This window comes from Rhizobium deserti, from assembly GCF_004358025.1.
GTDB classification, from domain to species: domain Bacteria; phylum Pseudomonadota; class Alphaproteobacteria; order Rhizobiales; family Rhizobiaceae; genus Neorhizobium; species Neorhizobium deserti.
This window is the reverse complement of record NZ_SMTL01000004.1, coordinates 1-17,477: the sequence shown is the minus strand read 5'-3', so window position 1 is coordinate 17,477 and position 17,477 is coordinate 1. Positions and strand designations below refer to the sequence as shown.

Genomic DNA, 17,477 nt, shown 5'->3' with positions numbered 1-17,477 from the left:
GGTTCCAGGTTCCAGCGACCTTGGTCAAACGATCTTCGGAGGGGCCTCCACGGCGTAATGACGATCACCCCGCCGGCATAGATAGACTTCTCGTTCGGGATTGGCTTCGATCACGAAACCTGAGCTGCGCAGCATGGCCTTCATCGCCGAGGTATTGGGGATGAACCAGTTGGTTGGATCCGACGCATAGCGTTCCTCGACGAAGAACAATTTGGGATAATCCAGCTGATCGAAGATTGCCCATTCGGAAAAGTCGTAGTTCTCCTGCAGGTCCGGAACCCGTTCATCGCCACGCTGCAGGCATTGAAACAGCATCTGGTCGCCGACCACATGCTCGTAAAGAAGATCAAGGGCAAGGAGCGGGTGGCGCAGGTGATAAAGTACGCCCATGAAGATCACCAGGTCGAACTTTTCCCCGATCTTCGCAACGTCGTAAACGGACATCTGTTCGAATTCGACGTCCAGTCCGGTCTGTTCGGCCACAAAGCGCGCTTGGCTCAGGTAATGAGGATCGGCGTCGATGCCGAGAACCCGCCCGGCATTGCGCTTTTTCATTTCAAACGAGTAGAAGCCGGCATTGCAGCCGACATCCAGGACGCTGCGGCCTTGGAGATCTTCAGGCACGACGCTTTCGAAACCCCGCCACTTGAAGGCAGGATAATCGCCGAGAAAGTGGTCCGGGGCGGTGTGAACGCCCTTGATCTCGATGTTCTGGAACCAGGGACCTAGATCAGCGATCCGCCGTTCGAGCTCACCATTTCTGCTTCTGGCAGCATCCATGGCTCAGGCTCCCAATGGAAGGCTCTCGGCAACAAACGGTCGACGCGTGACACGCTCGGGAGCCCGGCGCGATGTGGCCTCGCCCAAAGCTGTGGTGAACCAGTCTGCCGTCTGCTGCAGACCTTCTGCCAGCGCAACCTTCGGCTCCCATTTCAGGAGATCCTTAGCACGCGAGATATCCGGGCGACGGCGCTGCGGGTCGTCCGTCGGCAGCGGCTTGTAAACGATCTTGGAGCCGGTCGGCACCATGGCCAAAACCATCTCAGCCAGCTCGTTGATCGTGAATTCTCCCGGATTGCCGATATTGACGGGTGCATTCGGATTGGGATCCACATCCATTAGTGCCATCAGGCCCGCCACCAGGTCGGTGACATAGCAGAAGGACCGCGTTTGTTCGCCACTGCCGTAGATCGTCAGGGGCTTGCCGGAAATCGCCTGAACGAGAAGGTTTGAAACGATCCGGCCGTCATTGGGCTGCATCCGCGGCCCATAGGTATTGAAGATGCGCGCGACCCGTACATCGGCCCTGCCTGCCCGCAACATGTCGAAGCAGAGAGCTTCGGCGGCGCGCTTGCCTTCGTCATAACAGGCGCGTGGCCCGGTGCAGCTGACATTGCCACGGTAATCTTCCCGCTGCGGATGCTCCTCGGGATCGCCGTAAACCTCGCTGGTAGACGCCTGCAGGAAAGAGGCACCGTGCCGTTCGGCAAGCGAAAGCAGATTGCCTGTCCCGGCGACGCAGGTCATCATCGTATGAACCGGATCTGCCTGATATTGCGGCGGAGATGCAGCACAGGCGAGGTTGTAGATCTGGTCGACGGGTTCGTCGATCTCGCGCAGATCGCATATGTCCTTTTCCACCAGCCGGAATTTCGGGTGGTTCTTCAACGGCAGGACATTCTCCGTCGAACCGGTCAGATAGCTGTCGACGCAAATGACCCGGTCGCCGCGGGCGAGCAGGGCATCACACAGATGAGAGCCGACGAAACCGGCGCCGCCGGCCACCAGGATGGTTTTGCTTTTTCCGTCACGGGTCCGTTGCAACATCAAGATCTCCTCGCTCTCAGGCTGAAATACGGTCTAACAGGGAATGCGCATCATGGTGGCGCATCGGCAAAGCCTGGATGGCCGAAACCAGCTGCCCAGCTCGGGCTAGGCCGGTATGGGATTTCATCACGATGTGCCTCGCGGCCGTGGCGATCGCCTGCCGCTTGTCTTCATCGATCTCGCTCAACGCCTTGATGACATCGGAAGTTTCCCGCGCAATAACGAGGGCCTCTCCATCGGGCAGCAGCTCATCCAACCCACGCCAGAAGTCGCTGATGATCGGTGTGCCGCAGGCCCCAGCTTCAAAGAGCCTAACGCTTGGGGACCAGCCGGCAGCGACCATGTCGGCACGGGTGACGTTCAAGGTAAACCGCTGACGGCTGTAGAAACTCGGGTGTTCGGCGGGCGGCAGGTGGTCGATCCGCTCGACGTTGGCAGGCCAGTCTATGTCGGCGGGATATTGGGGGCCTGCTACCACAAAACGCATATGCGGCAGGGCCCGCGCCGGCTCGATCAGCAGTCGCTCCAAGACCGGCTGCCGGTCGGGGCTATAGGTTCCGAGATAGCCGAGATCCCACTGGAAGGCCTCGCCCGTGTTCTGGTAACGGTCGGCATCGACGGAGCAATAAAGGTCGATCGCCTTCTGCGCCTTATAATCGCGCTCCAGCCTTTTCAGGACCTCGCCGCCCGAAAACGAGAAATAGCCGTCGAACAGCGGGACCTGCGCGAGCTTCAGATATTCCTCGTCCCCGCGGTCGAGCTTTGCCAGCGTCACTGGCGTGTCGATATCGTAGAAGCAGAGCTTCTTCGGGCCTAGCGCCGCGACCGCATCGGTGACGGCCACGCCTTCCGGAACGTAGGAGCCGATGATAACGGCATCCGCCGCCTGTATCTTGCCGGCATAGGTCGAAACCAGTTCATCAACGCTGGAATAATAGCACAGGGTGCAGAAATCCGGATCGGCAAGATCGCGCTGGCTGGCATACCAAGGAACATCCCGCTCGAGAAATAGGACCCTGTGTCCTTCTTCCTTCAACCCGCGGATCAGCGCCCGAAACGTCGTGGCATGGCCATTTCCCCAGGACGACGAAAGCGACAAGCCGATGATGACGATGTCGAGTGGCTTGGTCATTCCGCAGCCTCCATGCGCGCGCCCATGTGTTGACGGAAGAGCGCATCCACGGTTTCGGCCCGGCTGGCGTAGGTATGGTCGGCAAGCACCCGCTGTAAGGAATTCTTGCCAATGGCTAGGGCTTGCTCGCTTGTAAGGCCGGCAAGAATATCGACCACGTCCTGGCCGTCGCGGGCGACCAGTACCTCTTCCCCGGGTTTCAGGAAGAGCTCGATGCCTTCCCAGTAATCGGTAATCAGGCAGGCACCCGCACCGGCAGCCTCGAATACGCGGGTCGCCGGTGAAAATCCGTTCTCGGCCATGCTGGCCCGCGAGATATTGAGGACAGCCTTCGGGGTAACATTGAAGGCATTGTGGTCGCGGGTCGAGACATGCCCGATATAGTTGACATTGCTGGACATCAACTTGTCCTGCCAGCCTGAACCGCCCAGCAGAAAGGTTTTGTCCGTCAGCCTTGACGCAGGCTCAAGAAAGAAGTGTTCGACGCGCGCTTCGCGATCCGGCAGGCGATTGCCTAGGAATCCGAGATCGGCGGAAAAACGACCATCATCCGGCACCGGGTGGTGCGTCTGCGGATCAAGCGCATTGTAGATTGGAATGCAGTCGCGCGCCCCGAGAGAGCGGTAGGCGTTGACGACTGGATCGCCGCCGCCATAGGTCATCACCAGATCGATGCGCTGCAGCGCCTTGCGAAGAGGGTGTTCCGGAGCGGCGCGTAGTTCTGCAAGCGTGGCGGGCGCATCCACATCCCAGAATATCTTCAGGGCGTTTAGGCGAGAGGCATCGAGAACCTCATCCAGCAGCAGGTCGTCCTCGAAGCCGACACCGCTGGCCTTGACGACGATATCCGCCTCTCCTGCACAACGGGCGACGGCTTTCAAGGCCTCGACAGTCCCTTCGTAGACAACGACTTTGCACCATTCCGGCGGGTCGATGTCGCGGTTCTTCTGCCGGTCGTAGACGTCCGGCTCGTAGAAGGTGATGTCGTAACCCTTGTCAGCCAGTGCCCGTAGAAGGCCGCGGTAATAGGTGGCTGCACCATTCCAGTAAGCCGAAACCAGGCTCGATCCATAAAAGGCGATCTTCATTCGGCGGCCTCCCGGGCGGCAAGCTTTTCGGTGACGCGGACGGTTCCGCAATCCGACAGGATGGCGAGCAGTTCGTCGACGCGGTGGCGGCAGGTGTGGCGAGAAAGGATGGTTTCGCGCCCGGAGCTGATCAGCGAGGATGCCAGATCAGTGTCGGAGAGAACGTCCCCAAGCCGAGCTTTCATTGCCTCCCCGTTCTCCGCAACGAGATAATCCTGTCCCGGGCGAAACAGATGTTCGGCATCGTCCCAGGGTGCAGAAATCAACGGGATGCCACAGGCCATTGCCTCGAAGGGACGAATGGTCGGGATGCCTGGCAGGTTCTCGATATAGGGCCGGCGGGGGATGTGGACCGTCACCCGGTATTGGGCAAAGGCTGCAGGCACCTCCGCATTGGCGATCCAGCCGCCGAAGGCAATGCCGGCATTCTTCAACGCCTCAAGTGCGTGGTCCGGATAGCGGACCCCGCGTATCTGAGTTTTCAGGCCGAGTTCCTTGGCTGGTTCGACAAGAAATTCGAGGATCTCTGCAGACCGCTCGTCGTCGCCCCAGTTGCCCACCCAGATGAGATCGCCGCTCTTCTCGACCTCCGGTCTCGGCTTGAACAGGCTATCGTCGGCGGCTTCGTGCCAGGTAAACACGGTGCGGCCCCAGCCTGCCTTCAGATAGCGCTGCCGCAATGTTTCGCCAAAGGCGAGGACACCGTCATAGTCGGTCAGCTTCAGGCCGGCGATATCGCCTTCCGAAGACACGGCGCGATGATGCGTATCATGGAAAAGCAGGGTGAACTTGCCGCCATCGGCACGTGCCCGCCCGATCCGCTCGACCAGTTGAGGCTCGGTCCATTCATGGACGACCACCACGTCGGCATCGGCGACTGCTGCTTCATGATCAAAATCCGCACCATAAATGTCAGACCGCAGCTCTAGAAAAGTCGCTTTGAATGCTGCCAGAGCAGCGGGTCCCTGGTCCTGCACCAGGTTGACGCGGCTCCAGGCACCTTCCGGTTCCAGCGCCACCGCATCATGCCCGCGGCGGATCAGCTCACGCATGATGCCGCGCAGAAAATGCGCGTTGCCGTGGTTCCAGTCCGAAATCAGCGAGTGAGTGTAAAAAACAAACTTCATGGTCACTCCGCAGCTGTTAGCGTCATTTTGTGCCGTAAGAGATCGGCATAAACCGATGCCATGGCCTCTGCCTGCGGCTCCGGACCGAATGCAGCCGACCGCGCCGATGCCTTTTCACTAAGCTCGCTGCGCAGAGCAGCGTCATCGCAAAGCCGGTTAATAGCCGTGGCGAAAGCCTCCGCATCCTGCGGATCGACAAATAGCGCGCAGCCTTCCCAGAGTTCGCGGTAGGTTGGGATATCGGCCAGAACCAGGGCATTGCCGGTCCGTGCGGCCTCAAGAGGAGCTAAGCCGAACGGCTCGTAAAGCGATGGCGAAACGAAAATGGCTGAACGCTTCATCAGCGCCATCACAGCCTCATGGGAGAGCTCGCCACGGTGCATGGCGTGCCGGATCGGCAAATACTGCCCGCTTGGACCTTGATTGGATCCAGCCATGACGAGGGGCCAGTGCAGCCTCTCGGCTGCCTCATCGACAACTCTGCCATTCTTGCCATCATCCCACCAGCGGCCTGCCGCTAAGACGAGATTCTCTTTGTTTCCGGACGAAAAAGGCGTGCGGCTGGCATTGTGCACGACCTTCAAATGGTCGATCTTGCCATAAGCATTTTCAAGCATATCGGCATGGCTGCGGCTCGGCGCGACCACGACGCTGGCCCGATCGAAACCATTGCGGTTGATCGTGAAATGCCAGCGCCAGCTCTCCGGCACGGGGCTTTTACGAACGCCGGAAAACCAGGTGACGACGCAGGAATGGGAGACCACGACCACAGGAAGCGCGGTATCCAGCCCATTAGCTTGGGACGGTAGATTGAGATGCAGCAGATCGACATTTTCTTGTGCAGCCATGTCAGCCAGGAGGGCGCCGACATTGGCGAGCGCGGACTCCTCTTCCACCATCCAGTCAAGGGCTGCGTCGTCGAGCCAGCAAAGCCGACCAAGCGCCTCTGCTTCTTGGTGCTGGGCGGCGGACGGCTTGGGCCCCAGCCCGGCAAAGACCACAACGATCCCCTGCTCCCGCAGACCGGCCGCCAGATCCATGGCATAACGCCATACGCCGCCGACAGCGTCGATGGTCATCATCACACGGATCGCGGACGGTCGCCTGAGCCCGCTCATGCACGGACCTTGCGCTTTTCTTCAAGCAGCAGCGGCCGGCCGCCAAATCGGTTCTCCACCAACCATTCCGCGAGATGCCGCAGACCGCTATGCCACCCAACTTTCGCCTCCCAGCCAAGCTCCCGCTCAAGCGTGCGGGTGTCGGCGACGAAGAAATACTGGTCGCCGGCACGCCAATCGCTGAACTTGGTTTCCAGCGGCCGTCCGGTCAGCTTCTCGATTTCGCGCAGGACGCTGAGAATGCTGACGGAATTTCGTGGCCCACCCCCCAGATTGAAGGCCCGTCCCGTCACCTGGCCGATGGAGGCAAGCAGTCCGCGGTAAGCCGCCACGGCATCGTCCACATGCAGGATGTCGCGAACCTGCTTGCCATCGCCGTAGATCGAGATCTCCTCTCCCGCCAGTGCGCGGATCAGGAAGTGAGCGACCCAGCCCTGATCTTCGGTGCCGAACTGGCGCGGCCCGTAGATGCAGCTCATGCGCAGCACGGCCGTCGGGATGCCGTAGGATTTCGCATAGTCGAGCACATATTGATCGGCGACACCCTTGGAGCAGCCGTATGGGGTGCAGAAACTGATGGGCCTGTCTTCGCCGATCCCGTGAGCGCGGACGCGCTCGTCCGCTGGTATGTAACGATCTTCCATCTCGAGCATTTCGAGATCTTCAAGAGCGCCATAAACCTTGTTGGTGCTGGCAAAAATGACGGGAGCTCCTTTGCCCGCCTTGCGCACGGATTCCAGCACATTGACGGTTCCGCGGGCATTGGCTTCGAAGTCATCGATCGGGTGCACTAGGCTGGTCGTCACTGCCGTCTGGGCGGCTAGGTGAAAGACCGCCTTCGCATCGGTGAAGGCTGACTCAATGCTGCGCAGGTCCCGCACATCCGCAAGGATGGGATGTACGCGCGCGCCATGGCGTTGCGTCAGCCAGGCGAGGTTCTGGTCGACCCCAGGCCTACCGAGATTGTCGAGGATGACAACATCCTCGCCCTCCTGAAGGAAGCTGTCGGCCAAGTTCGACCCGATGAAACCGCTGCCGCCGGTCACCACGATCGGTGCGGCGCCTCTTCCAATATTCGGCGTGGCAAGCTGCATCACCTCTTCCAGGCGCGACACGCCACCTTCCATCAACAGCCGGGCCAGCAGCTTGGGCTGGTTGTCATGAGTAACTGCGCCCAAGTGATAATGCCGCGGGTCGAACCACAGACCTTCCTGCACCGGCACGTCGGGCGCCACATCCTGCCAGGAATACCAATACATGCGTTCGGCGGGCACACTGAGCGCCTTCATGAAGCGGCGAGCCTGCTCCATCTCGTCGCTGCGCCAGGTGGAATAGCCGGTCTCGGTGATCCAGATTTCCGAGGCAGGGTTGAATCGGTCAAGAATGCGCCGCATCTCGCCGAGATGCATGTCCCATCCGCCCCATGTGCCCTCTTCGCTGTCCCAGGTGCCTGGAAAGCCGTGAAAGCCGACGGCATCGACGACGTTGAGAACGCCGCGCTCGCCCATCAGGTTGAGCCAATAGGGATCGAACGGACATGGACCGCCCAGCACCGGCTTGTAGCCGCGCTGTTTGGCCCAGTGGGCTGCGCCACCCACCATTTCGCAAAACAGCAGAAAGTCGCCGTCCTCCCGCCAATCCCAATCGAGCAGGTTGTTCGGCTCATTCCATAGCTCTATATGGCTGAAGTATTTGCCGTATCTGCTAATCACGTGATCGACGAAATCGGCATAGGACTTCAGATCCAGCGGCGCGCCGGACGAGCGGCCCGTCCGCGACATGGAAGGCGGCGTATAGTGGATGCAGGGCATCAGGTCGATCTTCGTCCCGACCTGTGGGATCAGCCAGTCGAACCATTCTTCGCCGCCAGCCGCCAGATATTCCGCCCAGGAAAGATGCGTGCGCAGGTAGCTCGCGCCGCTGGCGATGATGTCCGGCAGGATCTGCTCCGTGCGCTGATATTCGCCCGGCCTGAACCATTCCGCAAAGCCGTAGCTTCCGGTTTGGCCTGTGCCCCTGTCTCCGGTCGATGAAGAAGCCCTCATGACACGAGACCCCTTTCTTCCAGCTGCCGCTTCATTTCCGCGCCGCGGTCGACGGCCCCGGTATTGCGAACCCATTCGGCAAACGGACCAAGTGAGGTTTCCAGCTTGTGCTGCGGCTCGAAGCCGAGCAGTTCGCGCGCTTTCGAAATATCGGCAAAGCAATTGCGGATATCGCCTGAACGGGCCTTGTTCATGATATCGGGCGCGATCTCCGGAACGCCCATGGCTTCGGCAAGGAGGCTCGCCACTTCGGCTATCGTATAGGCCTGGCCGCTGCCGATATTGATCACGTGACCGGTGGCGGCTGGCTTTTCCAGAGCAAGTCGGAAGCCGCGCGCGACGTCTCGTACATGCACGAAATCGCGCCGTTGCCGGCCATCCTCGAAGATCATCGGCGGCTGACCATTGGCAAGGCGCGAAGCAAAGTTCGCAAGTACGCCTGTATAAGGGTTGGAAAGCGCCTGACCGGCTCCAAAGACATTGAATAGACGTAGGGCCACGGCCTCAACACCATAAGCTTCGCCGAAGATCAGTACCTGTTTTTCCTGCGCGTACTTGGTCAACGCATAGATCGATGCGAGATCGACAGGCTTTTCTTCGTCGGTCGGGACCGGCGTCAGTTCCTCACCACTTGCTCCAATCGGCTCCCACTGCCCTTCCTTGATCCGCTGCGCCTTGCGGCGAACGAGACCAAGCGAAGTACCACCCGCAGCCTGATAGCGGCCTTCCCCGTAAACGCTCATCGAGGAGGCGACGACGATCTTGCGGATACCCTTGCCGATCATAGCTTCAAGAAGCACGGCCGTACCAAGATCATTGCCGCCTACATAGCGCGCGATCTCGTACATGGATTGGCCGACACCCACTTCGGCAGCAAGGTGAAGCACAGCGTCGACACCCACCAGAGCCGCCTCCACGACTTCCTTGTCCCGTACATCGCCCCGAATGACTTCCGCTGCATCCGGAACAGCGGCTTCCGCATCTGCATGTACCTGGTCGATCATCGCATCGAGAATGCGGACCTGATAACCGTTATCAAGAAGCTCTTCAGTCACGTGGCGACCGATGAAACCACAACCACCAGTTACAAGAATTGTTGCCATTGGATGCCCTGAAATTTGAGGAAGAGGGTTGTCGATGGCTCAACAACCGGACTTGGAACAGAAAGTTCCTTCATCAATGACATCTTTGTCATCAATGACATCATCAATGACATCCACTAACGATCATCAATGACATCCCTTGGCGTCACGGGATCGGTTAGTGAAGCGGGAAATTTGGGCTTTGTTAGACACAATTCAATGAGGGGCGAAGCGAATGACGAAAGCGACAGATCGGCAGGAGACGCCAGCGAAACCGCCACACCAGATGAGAAGCAATTTCAAACGGCTGGGGCAATAATAACAACGCCTTGATTGCCGCATCGGATAACTTGCAACTATCCCTCCTCAACAAGCACGAGACCACCAAGCTGATCGCCATGGTTTCGGCTATTGCCGCCACGCTCTAGGTCGAGGTGGCGCCGGAGGAAATCACGGAATGAAAGACTGCACGGCTACGAATTGTGTTTGCAGATCCAGCGTCAACCATAATGGGATGCATCATCATCTTCATCTTCATCCGGAACTCTTTCCTCTTTCCGAAATTGATCCGTCCGCCATATTCGACAGTCAGCGGAGATAGAAACATTATGGATATCACGGCGAACGCGCGGGCAGGCTTGTTGCGAGCTGCCATCGTCACCGGACCAGGAGCAGTTCAAGTTGAGACGCTTGCCCTGCCTGAGCCCGCGGAGAGGCAAGTCCGCATCCGGCTAGAAGGTTGCGGCGTTTGCGCCTCGAACCTTGTGCCATGGGCAGGCCCGGAATGGATGCAGTTTCCAACCGAGCCAGGCGGCTTAGGTCACGAAGGCTGGGGATATGTGGATGCCCTAGGCGCCAATGTTTCTAGCCTGCGCTTGGGGGATAGGGTCGCGGCGCTTAGCTACCACGCCTATGCCAGCCATGACATCGCCGAGGAAAAAATGATCGTAAAGTTGCCCGATGCGCTGGACGGCAAGCCATTTCCCGGAGAACCTTTAGGCTGCGCGATGAATATTTTCCACCGCAGCGACATTAAGGCCGGCCAAACGGTCGCGATCATTGGCATCGGTTTTCTAGGCGCGCTTCTGACCCAGCTCGCGTCGCGGGCGGGAGCACGGGTCATTGCCATATCGCGTCGCCCCTACTCCTTGGAAGTTGCCAAACGCATGGGTGCGGCCGAGACCATAGCCATGGAGGATCATTGGGAGATTATCGAAACGGTCCGCGAACTGACCGGAGGAAGCTTCTGCGACCGCGTCATCGAGGCAGTCGGCAAGCAATGGCCGCTGGACCTTGCCGCAGAACTGACGAGGGAAAGGGGCCGCCTGATCATTGCCGGCTACCATCAGGACGGGCCACGCCAGATTAATATGCAGCTCTGGAACTGGCGGGGGCTGGACGTGATCAACGCCCATGAACGTGATCCGGCGATCTACATCGACGGAATTCACCAGGCCGTCGATGCCGTGGTTGCCGGCCAGCTTGATCCCTCCGAACTCTATACGCACAGCTATCCTTTGGAACAGCTGGACAAGGCCCTGGACGCCACCCGCGACCGGCCCGGAAACTTCCTCAAAGCCTTGGTGAGCTACGCATGAACGAGCTTGAAACCGACGACCATCTCGTCCTTGCAGCCACGCCTCTTAGGCTTGGCTTTCTTGGCGTTGGTTGGATCGGGCGGCACCGCATGAAAGCCATTCTCGACACCAATCTGGCTCAGGCGGTCGCTATCGCCGATCCATCTGCCGAAATGGTGCGGGAAGCCCAGGCGCTAGCGCCCGGAGCAGAAGTTGTGGAGGGTCTCGATGCACTGCTGGCCCGCGATATCGACGGCATCGTCATCGCGACCCCGAGCGCCCGCCACGCGGAACAAGCAATCCAGGCACTACAAGCGGGCGTTTCCGTCTTCTGCCAGAAGCCGCTTGGCCGCAGTGCGACGGAAGTGAAGAATGTCATCCATGCGGCAAAGGCGGCGGACCGACTCCTGCATGTCGATTTCTCCTATCGCCAGACTGCAGGTCTGGCCAGGATCCGGGATATCATCCGCTCCGGAGAACTTGGCCAGATCTTTGCCGCCGATCTGACCTTCCACAATGCTTACGGGCCGGACAAGCCCTGGTTCTACAACAAATCGCTGTCCGGTGGCGGCTGCGTCATGGATCTTGGCGTGCACATCGTCGACATGGCGCTGTGGTGCTTGGATTTTCCCGCCGTCACCTCTGTATCCAGCCAGTTGATGGCGGGCGGACGACCGCTTGATCCTGGTTCTGGCGAAGTGGAGGATTACGCCGTGGCAACAGTGACGTTGGCAAACGGCACCGTGCTGCGCCTTGCCTGCTCATGGCGGCTGCAGGCAGGCCAGGACGCGGTCATTGAGGCGAGCTTCTTTGGCACCAATGGCGGCGCGTCCATGCGCAACGTGAACGGCTCCTTCTATGATTTCCGCTCAGAACGTTTCTACGGAACCTCACGGGAAATCCTTGCCGAACCGCCGGATGAATGGGGTGGTCGAGCAGCGAGCGCATGGGCTATGCATTTGGCACGCAGCAAGGCCTACGACCCCACCTGCGAGACCATCCTGCAGGTTACCGAGACGATCGACGGGATCTATAGCGCTCAGCAGGACCTGAAGTCGGAAAGTACGCTAACGTACCGACAGGAACCTTTGTAAGGCCGCAACGGTTGGCCTGACAGGAACTCAGTCATCTGGTTCCTACCTCTCCTAGAGCTGTTTGCTCTACTTAGCCCGCTTCGGCGGGTTTTCTTTGCGCTTTCACAAAAGCAGATCATCAGCACATTCCTCATCAACTGACGATTATTGCTTCAGTCGCTGACGTTGATATGTCAGTGCGCTGTCGGATCCGAAGGTAGAGGACCTATATTTTGCAGCTCCGTCCGGATCATTTCGATAGAGCGGGAGCCTACTCCAGGCAGCTTCAGCAGTTGATGGTCGGTCATCTCCTGCAGCCTGCTGAGCCGCTTTACGCCATTGTCCCGCAGGACTTTGATAAGCCATCCGGGAAGAGCACTTCGAATCACAAGATCATTGCGTGTGGACGGGTTCTGCTGCGGCATCTCGCTCCCTCTTGTTCAGCGAGCGCCCAACCGACGAAGTCCCTGCTGGTTCCGTGATAACTGGACTTGTAGCAGCTGGAACCAAGTTCGTTACCCCTTGTTCTCACGACCATGATTAAAAATGGCGCGAATGAAACCTCGGAAGCGGCGAGCTTCCCCATCTCTGCCGGAATTTTCTTCGGTCTCGGCTTGGGGGGCTTCTTTGACGGGATTATCCTGCATCAGGTGCTGCAATGGCATCACATGGTCACAAGCGCAGGCTTTCCGCCTAACAGCGTCGACAACCTGAAGCTCAACACACTTCTCGACGGCCTGTTTCACGTCTGCACCTATATTTTCCTTGTTGTGGGATTGGTAACTCTGTGGCGCTCTGCCCATCGCCGGCATTTTTATTGGTCTAGCAAGCTGCTGATCGGTTCGCTCCTGCTTGGCTTTGGCCTTTTCAATGTCGTGGAAGGCGTGGTCAATCACCAGATCCTCGGCCTGCACCACGTGAACGAAACGGTACCGAGTGAGCAGTGGATCTATTGGGACATCGGATTCCTGATCTGGGGCGTGGGCATGCTTGCCGGAGGATGGCTGCTCCTGAAGAAAGGCCAGCATTCAGAACCTTAGCGGGTCCGTTATCATCAAGCTCAGCAACCAGCTAGATCCGACCGTCCGGCATCGTACGGACCGGGAACCAGCTTGCCCTGTCTCAGTTCTTCGGCGGGTCTAGGGAAACATAACAATGAAACATGAAACGATCGAGGCCAGCCTTGATACACGCTGGCTCGCCCCGATTTGGGTGAGGGTGGGGTTCGGGATGCCGGAAGCCATCCGTGGTCCGAGAGAAGCGCTAGAATGCCTGACCTACCGCTGGCCGGCGCAACGAGGCCAGCATTACCAGGCAGCAAAGCGATCCTGTACCGCTGCACTGACAAAGCAACTGCTTTGTGATCAAGCCCGGGACGCTTTCATGCGCGCGTCGATCGAAGCTCAAATGCTGGACTAGAATAACGAGCCGCCAATTTGATCCCTATGCGTTTGCCACTGCCGCAAGGCCAGCATGGCTATACCTGGAGCCTCAATGAACAAGTTCGACGAGATGATCCCGGCCGACGCATCGCTTGCATGGCAGCCCTCGGTGAATATCATGATCGAAGGCCGGCGCATCACCGTATCCGGTCCCGCAGATGCGATGCATTGGCTTTTGAATGCCTGCCCGTGCCAGCCGGAAAGCAACATGAAGCAGCTCGCGCGGTCTGCATCGAGGCGCTTGCCGGCTTGAGCAGCCCTGCCCGCGGCTGGGACGTGTTTAAGGCAGCGTGCGAGGAGGCAGGCATATGGGTTGACGAGCATTAGGATAGCGCAAAAAATTGATCCGAAGACTGAGACGAAGGTACAGGTCACCAGCCTGCAGATGGCTGTGAAGGGTCCGGAATTTGCCGCCTCTGCCTCTGGCTCCTGTTCATCCTCTCCCGCGAATTAGGTGCGCGGCTCTTTGAGGACATGCCCCCAGCGAAGGGGCCTATGTCCAAGCTCTCGGTTTGCACGATATTGCCCCGGAAGCCTGCCTCTTCCTCGTCCACCGAACCTCAATCTCTGCAACGCGCGCACGAGCCTGTGTGGGCAGCCGTACTTGCCACGGTGTCAGCCGCTGGCCTCTATAGATTTCCGATGCCTTGACCTGTCAGCCCGAGTTCATCAGCCATCCGTTCCGTCAGCAATTGCCAGGAGGCAAGCCCAAGATCCTTGGAAATACAAGCTCCGACGAGAAGGATAGGATATGGTCCCTGGTGGCTCGGGCGAGAATTTAGGCGTGATTCAGTGGTGGTTGGGCCTCCTTTGCGAAATTTGATGCATGCCGTCATCTAGCATGGTGATCCCGAGAGAGCAGCCACTTCGGCTTGGCCGCGCTAACTCGTCGATCTCAAGCCTCGGCGCCGGTTGGTCAATTCAGAGCGCTGCAGCTAGCCAAGATGCTCCTGCCCACAACTTCCAGGCCGGAGCCTTGCCATCACGATGCAGGCTATTAACCAGCGGAAAGGTCATGAGTTTCCAGCTAGACGATCACCACGGGGGGCGGCATGCTGGCCGTTACCGCAGCAATCCCTGCCCGCCGTCCACCCAGATAGGTGATCCGGTAATGTGTCGGGACTTCTCCAACGCAAGGAAGGCGATAACATTGGCGACATCTTCGCTGCGGCCAGGCTTCCCGCCTGTAATCGGCACCTGCCCATCCGGCCAGATCACGGGAATGGCAGTCTCGTCTTCGTTGCGCAGGCTGGTATTGGCATCGATATGCGTTTCTATCTCGCCAGGGCAGACGGCGTTGATGCGGATATGATGGCGAGCCAGTTCCAGCGCCAGCTGCTGCACCATAGCCACCTGTCCGGCCTTAGTCGCCGTATAGGCGGTCGCTCCGGGCGTTGTGAACGTGCGTGTGCCGTTGATGGAGGAGACCACGATGATGGAGCCCCCACCCGACTTCTTAAGATGCGGGACCGTCGTGTGGATGGTAAGATAGGTGCCGGTGAGGTTGATGGAGATCGTCTTGTTCCACTCGTCGAGCTTCAGATCGTCGATCGGCGCCCACACTCCATTAATGCCTGCATTGGCGACGACCACGTCGAGCCGGCCATATCGCTTGACCAGATCCGCCACTGCTTGAACCATCTGCGCCTCATCGGAAATGTCCGCAAGAAGGGCAATGGCTTCTCCGCCCTTTCCTTTGATCTCGTCGACCGTCTGGGCGAGTTCGTCCTCGGTATGACCAAGCACCCCCACCTTCAGGCCTTCTGCGGCAAGAGCCAGCGCAGAAGCCTTGCCTATGCCTGATCCGGCGCCCGTAACGAGTGCGACGAGAGATGTCATCCGCGGTTTCCTTGTGATCGATGGCTGGCATAACCGTGGCTAGGCAGGCTTAGTTCCGGCACTAATCAGACAATAGGGCCTATCAGGCCGACTCGACACCTGACTGTTCAGGCCCGGCGCCGGCGGATCGTGTCGAGCCAATATTTACGCCATCCACCGTCCTTGGATTGCGGGTTCCGGCTTATAAAGAGGTTGCCGTCATGATCCCCCAAAGGGGCATCTTCAAACTGGATGCGTGGGGCAAAACGCCCGATCAGCAGTTCGATGAGGCGAGGCGATATTCGAAGGGCAAGGCCGAGGACATGGCCATAGGTCCCGACAATCGTTTCGGCTGCCGGACGCTTGGCAAGCCTGACAATGGCATTGGCTGCCCGCTCCACGGCGTAGATCGGCGTCATGGACCTAACAGCCTTACCGAAATAGTTGGCGCCCTTCTGATAGATCGGCGTATCCATGGCGACGGGCAGAACAGTGCAGACATGGATGTTGGGATAGATTTGCATTTCTTGGCGGGTACAGGTCGTGAAGCTGCGGATAGCGGCTTTGCTGGTCACATAGGCCGCTAAATAGGGTTCGCCTGAGGCGCCCAGCATCGAGCCGACATTGATAAGGACGCCGCGGTTCTCCTGGTTCTTGAAGATCCTGATCGCCGCTCGAGTGCCGTATACATAGCCGAACAGGTTGATATCGATCACCCGCCGAAACGCATCAGCTGACTGGTCCTCGACGCGCCCGAACATCAACACGGCCGCACAATTCAACCAGACGTCGATCCTGCCGAAGGCCTCTATTGCGGCGTCTGCCAGAGCGGAGACTTGCGCTTCGTCGGAAACATCCAGCGGAAAAACCAGGGCTCTGCCGCCTCTTTGCCTGCACTCCTGCGCCACCATTTCCAGGGCTTGCTTGTCTCGCGCTGCTAGAATGACCGCGGCGCCTTGTTGGGCGAAGGCATGAGCAGTGGAACGGCCAATACCGCTGGAAGCGCCGGTAATGACCACTACTTTAGTGCCGCTACCAGCCATCGTTTCACCTGCACCTGGCTTGCTTGCGCTGCTCATGATTGGTGCGAGGAAGGGCTGGGAGGATTTTTCCACTTTTTGCGCATCATCTTCCTGTTGCCGCTGGCCGCAGCACTGGTCGGGACGGCTTCACCTTGCGGGCAGACGCTGCGCTTGGCGCCCATCAGCCTCCCATTCGCCGAGACCAAGAAACAGTGCATGTCGTTCTCCTGTGACGAATACGAAAGTGCTCCCAGCAAGCAAATGTTCCGATCGGTCGCCATTCCAGCTCAGACCTCCCGTTCTGAAGTTCGAAAGAATGCTGAGCGCAGAAACAAAACTCGGAAGCAGCAGGAGGGGAAGCAACACGGCAGCAAGCTGATCAATGCCAATAGCGGCTACCCCTAATGGGCGCTCCTGCTCTACAATGTCCGGGACGCTCTATCCCGCAATGTCGAGGGACGCCCTTCCGCCCTCGTCGGACGGTAGATCTCGTCGCTCATGGCTGTGGCTTGGCTGTCCAGCTGTCTTATGGATCAGCGGAACGCCTGTTGCTCCCGAGGTTCAAGGCTTTCATTGAGGCGGAAAGTCGTCACCCCGGTTACCAACAGCCGATATTCGTATGCTGAGCAGCGCCAGGTTGGTCTGCATCAAGCTCTGAAAACCGGGAACCAGTTGCGCCCCCGTCCGGCGCCAACACGTAGAGCGAATAAGGCCGTACATCGAGCTGATCGGCGCCGCCCACTGCTCGTCTTACCGACCTTCAACCCGCTACGTGTAAGGCGGGCACCCGGATGGGGGCTCGCTCCTTGCTATCTGGGATCGATCGCCAAGATTATTGCATCCAAGGAGGTGATCGACCTGATGGGGCAGCAGTTCCTTTCACCTGGGCAGAAAGCATTGATGGCCTGGCTGCGGTCCGGGCGATTACACGCGGGCAGAACGCAAAAAGCTCCTCAGCGATTATGCGGAGGAGCTTTTGAAGAAGTTTCCCGAGTGGGAGAATTTACAAGTTTTGTTGGTTGCGGGGGCAGGATTTGAACCTGCGGCCTTCAGGTTATGAGCCTGACGAGCTACCGGGCTGCTCCACCCCGCGTTATTGATGTAACTGCGACGCAGTTTAGTTGTT

Annotated in this window: 16 protein-coding genes and 1 tRNA gene; 6 read left to right on the top strand and 11 right to left on the bottom strand. The window is 58.9% G+C overall.

Translation table 11 applies throughout. The features are described 5' to 3' along the window. Window positions 1-24 precede the first annotated feature (24 nt). The 8 genes from E2F50_RS15830 to E2F50_RS15795 are packed head-to-tail and all read right to left on the bottom strand — an operon-like array spanning window position 25 to window position 9,440. The gene (locus tag E2F50_RS15830; protein ID WP_133317152.1) at window positions 25-780 is read right to left on the bottom strand and encodes a TIGR04290 family methyltransferase; all 756 of its coding nucleotides are present in this window, start codon (window positions 778-780) and stop codon (window positions 25-27) included. Between the two features lie 3 nt (window positions 781-783). Further along, entirely contained in the window at window positions 784-1,827 is a 1,044-nt protein-coding gene (locus E2F50_RS15825) for a UDP-glucuronic acid decarboxylase family protein (RefSeq protein ID WP_133317151.1), read from the bottom strand. Between the two features lie 16 nt (window positions 1,828-1,843). Beyond that, on the bottom strand, window positions 1,844-2,959 hold the full coding sequence (locus tag E2F50_RS15820) for a CgeB family protein (RefSeq protein WP_133317150.1): 1,116 nt from the start codon (window positions 2,957-2,959) through the stop codon (window positions 1,844-1,846). Continuing rightward, window positions 2,956-4,047, bottom strand: coding sequence for a CgeB family protein (locus E2F50_RS15815; protein ID WP_133317149.1), 1,092 nt, complete (start codon window positions 4,045-4,047; stop codon window positions 2,956-2,958). The genes E2F50_RS15820 and E2F50_RS15815 overlap by 4 nt, the downstream gene beginning before the upstream one ends. Continuing rightward, the gene (locus E2F50_RS15810; RefSeq protein ID WP_133317148.1) at window positions 4,044-5,174 is read right to left on the bottom strand and encodes a CgeB family protein; all 1,131 of its coding nucleotides are present in this window, start codon (window positions 5,172-5,174) and stop codon (window positions 4,044-4,046) included. Before E2F50_RS15810 ends, E2F50_RS15815 begins: the two co-directional genes overlap by 4 nt. Window positions 5,175-5,176: 2 nt before the next feature. Continuing rightward, window positions 5,177-6,253, bottom strand: coding sequence for a glycosyltransferase family 4 protein (locus tag E2F50_RS15805; RefSeq protein WP_133317444.1), 1,077 nt, complete (start codon window positions 6,251-6,253; stop codon window positions 5,177-5,179). Window positions 6,254-6,288: 35 nt separating this feature from the next. Next, complete coding sequence (locus E2F50_RS15800; protein WP_133317147.1) at window positions 6,289-8,337, bottom strand: NAD-dependent epimerase/dehydratase family protein; 2,049 nt, start codon at window positions 8,335-8,337, stop codon at window positions 6,289-6,291. Continuing rightward, the gene (locus E2F50_RS15795) at window positions 8,334-9,440 is read right to left on the bottom strand and encodes an NAD-dependent epimerase/dehydratase family protein (protein ID WP_133317146.1); all 1,107 of its coding nucleotides are present in this window, start codon (window positions 9,438-9,440) and stop codon (window positions 8,334-8,336) included. The genes E2F50_RS15800 and E2F50_RS15795 overlap by 4 nt, the downstream gene beginning before the upstream one ends. Before the next feature lie 587 nt (window positions 9,441-10,027). Between E2F50_RS15795 and E2F50_RS15790 the strand changes: the two genes are divergently transcribed. The 5 genes from E2F50_RS15790 (at window position 10,028) to E2F50_RS23260 (ending at window position 13,764) form a co-directional block, all read left to right on the top strand. Next, complete coding sequence (locus E2F50_RS15790; protein WP_133317145.1) at window positions 10,028-11,017, top strand: MDR/zinc-dependent alcohol dehydrogenase-like family protein; 990 nt, start codon at window positions 10,028-10,030, stop codon at window positions 11,015-11,017. Further along, window positions 11,014-12,090, top strand: coding sequence for a Gfo/Idh/MocA family protein (locus E2F50_RS15785; protein WP_133317144.1), 1,077 nt, complete (start codon window positions 11,014-11,016; stop codon window positions 12,088-12,090). Before E2F50_RS15790 ends, E2F50_RS15785 begins: the two co-directional genes overlap by 4 nt. Window positions 12,091-12,605: 515 nt before the next feature. Next, on the top strand, window positions 12,606-13,109 hold the full coding sequence (locus E2F50_RS15775) for a DUF2243 domain-containing protein (RefSeq protein ID WP_133317142.1): 504 nt from the start codon (window positions 12,606-12,608) through the stop codon (window positions 13,107-13,109). Window positions 13,110-13,224: 115 nt separating this feature from the next. Next, window positions 13,225-13,488, top strand: coding sequence for a DUF982 domain-containing protein (locus tag E2F50_RS15770; protein WP_133317141.1), 264 nt, complete (start codon window positions 13,225-13,227; stop codon window positions 13,486-13,488). 75 nt (window positions 13,489-13,563) lie between these two features. Beyond that, the gene (locus E2F50_RS23260; protein WP_202615476.1) at window positions 13,564-13,764 is read left to right on the top strand and encodes a hypothetical protein; all 201 of its coding nucleotides are present in this window, start codon (window positions 13,564-13,566) and stop codon (window positions 13,762-13,764) included. Between the two features lie 809 nt (window positions 13,765-14,573). Here E2F50_RS23260 and E2F50_RS15760 read toward each other — a convergent pair. Together E2F50_RS15760 and E2F50_RS15755 are read right to left on the bottom strand one after the other, a co-directional pair. Next, on the bottom strand, window positions 14,574-15,350 hold the full coding sequence (locus E2F50_RS15760; RefSeq protein ID WP_133317139.1) for an SDR family oxidoreductase: 777 nt from the start codon (window positions 15,348-15,350) through the stop codon (window positions 14,574-14,576). Window positions 15,351-15,457: 107 nt separating this feature from the next. After that, window positions 15,458-16,372 carry an SDR family oxidoreductase gene (locus E2F50_RS15755; protein WP_161974177.1) on the bottom strand — a complete coding sequence of 305 codons (915 nt, stop codon included), beginning with the start codon at window positions 16,370-16,372 and terminating at the stop codon, window positions 15,458-15,460. 75 nt (window positions 16,373-16,447) lie between these two features. Between E2F50_RS15755 and E2F50_RS15750 the strand changes: the two genes are divergently transcribed. Beyond that, window positions 16,448-16,756 carry a hypothetical protein gene (locus tag E2F50_RS15750; protein ID WP_133317137.1) on the top strand — a complete coding sequence of 103 codons (309 nt, stop codon included), beginning with the start codon at window positions 16,448-16,450 and terminating at the stop codon, window positions 16,754-16,756. 611 nt (window positions 16,757-17,367) lie between these two features. On the opposite strand, the gene E2F50_RS15745 is transcribed toward E2F50_RS15750, so the two are convergent. Continuing rightward, window positions 17,368-17,444 (bottom strand) — tRNA-Met (locus E2F50_RS15745). Between the last annotated feature and the right edge of the window lie 33 nt (window positions 17,445-17,477).

What these genes read in the sequence shown, in the direction of transcription:
- E2F50_RS15790 (WP_133317145.1), top strand. Translation starts at nt 10,028, where the DNA reads ATGGATATCACGGCGAACGCGCGGGCAGGCTTGTTGCGAGCTGCCATC.
- E2F50_RS15815 (WP_133317149.1), bottom strand. Translation starts at nt 4,047, where the DNA reads ATGAAGATCGCCTTTTATGGATCGAGCCTGGTTTCGGCTTACTGGAAT.
- E2F50_RS15810 (WP_133317148.1), bottom strand. Translation starts at nt 5,174, where the DNA reads ATGAAGTTTGTTTTTTACACTCACTCGCTGATTTCGGACTGGAACCAC.
- E2F50_RS15800 (WP_133317147.1), bottom strand. Translation starts at nt 8,337, where the DNA reads ATGAGGGCTTCTTCATCGACCGGAGACAGGGGCACAGGCCAAACCGGA.
- E2F50_RS15820 (WP_133317150.1), bottom strand. Translation starts at nt 2,959, where the DNA reads ATGACCAAGCCACTCGACATCGTCATCATCGGCTTGTCGCTTTCGTCG.
- E2F50_RS15795 (WP_133317146.1), bottom strand. Translation starts at nt 9,440, where the DNA reads ATGGCAACAATTCTTGTAACTGGTGGTTGTGGTTTCATCGGTCGCCAC.
- E2F50_RS15805 (WP_133317444.1), bottom strand. Translation starts at nt 6,253, where the DNA reads ATGACCATCGACGCTGTCGGCGGCGTATGGCGTTATGCCATGGATCTG.
- E2F50_RS15775 (WP_133317142.1), top strand. Translation starts at nt 12,606, where the DNA reads ATGATTAAAAATGGCGCGAATGAAACCTCGGAAGCGGCGAGCTTCCCC.
- E2F50_RS15785 (WP_133317144.1), top strand. Translation starts at nt 11,014, where the DNA reads ATGAACGAGCTTGAAACCGACGACCATCTCGTCCTTGCAGCCACGCCT.
- E2F50_RS15755 (WP_161974177.1), bottom strand. Translation starts at nt 16,372, where the DNA reads ATGGCTGGTAGCGGCACTAAAGTAGTGGTCATTACCGGCGCTTCCAGC.
- E2F50_RS23260 (WP_202615476.1), top strand. Translation starts at nt 13,564, where the DNA reads ATGAACAAGTTCGACGAGATGATCCCGGCCGACGCATCGCTTGCATGG.
- E2F50_RS15830 (WP_133317152.1), bottom strand. Translation starts at nt 780, where the DNA reads ATGGATGCTGCCAGAAGCAGAAATGGTGAGCTCGAACGGCGGATCGCT.
- E2F50_RS15770 (WP_133317141.1), top strand. Translation starts at nt 13,225, where the DNA reads ATGAAACATGAAACGATCGAGGCCAGCCTTGATACACGCTGGCTCGCC.
- E2F50_RS15825 (WP_133317151.1), bottom strand. Translation starts at nt 1,827, where the DNA reads ATGTTGCAACGGACCCGTGACGGAAAAAGCAAAACCATCCTGGTGGCC.
- E2F50_RS15760 (WP_133317139.1), bottom strand. Translation starts at nt 15,350, where the DNA reads ATGACATCTCTCGTCGCACTCGTTACGGGCGCCGGATCAGGCATAGGC.